The following is a 1,488-nucleotide window of genomic DNA, read 5'->3' on the forward strand; positions in this document are numbered from 1 at the left end:
GCCGAAGACATCCCAGTTGGTAGTGCTGTCAAGCGGCAGCGGTGGTGTGGTGTTGCCAGGCGGTGGTTTCGTCGTAGATGGTGCGGGTTTTGAGACAGCCGTGCAGGATGCCGACGAGGCGGTTGGCGAGTTGGCGTAGCGCGGCGTTGTGGCTGCTGCCGCGGGCGCGTTGCTGCTGGTAGTAAGCGTGGGCGCCGGGGCTGACCCGCATGGCGACGAAGGCCTGGGCGATCAGGGCGTCGAGCAGCCGGTCGTTGTGGACGTGCCGGGCCGCGATGGTGCGTTTCTTGCCGGAGGCGATGGTGATCGGGCTGGTGCCGGCGTAGTTCTTGCGTGCCTTGGCGCTGGCGTAGCGAGTGGAGTCGTCTCCGAACTCGGCAAGCACCCGAGCGCCGAGAACGCGTCCCATCCCGGGCTGGGACAGGATGATCTCAGCGTCCGGGTGCCGGCCAAAATGGGCCTCGACCTCGCCCTGCAGGCCGATGATCTGCTCGGCCAGTGTGGCCAGGACCGCGATCGTGGCGCGGGTTGCCGCCGCGTAGGCGGCCGTCACCACCGGCGGCTGTCCGAGTTGTTCGGCGCGCAACGCGGCCTGGATCTCGGCGGCCTTGGTCTCGACGTCCCGACGCCGGGCCCGCACCAACGAACCGCGAATCTGGTTGAACGACAACCTTTTCGCGGTGTCCGGATCGGCCGCCCTGCCCAACAACTCCAGCGTGTCCGGCGCGTCCAGATCAGTGAACGCCACGAGCGCCGCCGGGAAGTACTCACGCAACGAATGCCGCAACCGCAGCGTGTGACGGGTCCGATCCCAGATCAACGTCTTGTGCACCCGCGCCACGACCTTGATGCCCTCGACCTCGGCCGAATCGCCCGCGATCGGACGCAACTGGTGCGCGTCGGTGCGGACCATGTCCGCCAGCACATGCGCGTCCCCCGCATCACTCTTCGCGCCCGACACCTGATGCCGGTCCCGGAACCGCGCCACCGACAACGGATTCACCGCGAACACCGCATACCCAGCGGCGACCAGCGCGGCCACCCACGGACCCCGGTCGGTCTCGATCCCGACCCGCACCCGGACGTCCTCGACATCGGCATCACCCGAATGCTCAGCGATCAACGCGTGCAACCGCGCCATCCCCGCCACACCCTCGGGCAACCGGGCCTTCGCCAGCCTGCGCCCACCGGCGTCCATCACCTCGACATCGTGATGATCCTCAGCCCAGTCATCACCCACCAACAGCAGCATCTCATCCTCCCGATCCGCACCCCACCAGCAGCAACGGGAGAACCATCAGCGACCTAATGAACAGTGCTCACACCAGCCGGTGGGCACGACATCCCAGCAGCGATCCCGTTCTCCCGGCACCGGCGAGGGCACGATCTTCGGCAAGGACTCACAGTCCAGGCGAGCAGAGTGCTCACCCACCAGCGCTACCAGAACCGAGCCTGCCAGACGACCGGCTCAGCACTCATTAGGCGAGC

General features: G+C 67.3%; 1 protein-coding gene. It reads right to left on the reverse strand.

The window, feature by feature from the left end; translation table 11 throughout:
• Positions 1 to 28: 28 nt before the first annotated feature.
• Positions 29 to 1,249, reverse strand: coding sequence for an IS110 family transposase (locus ACIRG5_RS48370; RefSeq protein WP_402918507.1), 1,221 nt, complete (start codon positions 1,247 to 1,249; stop codon positions 29 to 31).
• Positions 1,250 to 1,488: the final 239 nt, after the last annotated feature.

Source organism: Lentzea sp. NPDC102401 (genome assembly GCF_044765805.1).
GTDB lineage: Bacteria > Actinomycetota > Actinomycetes > Mycobacteriales > Pseudonocardiaceae > Lentzea > Lentzea sokolovensis.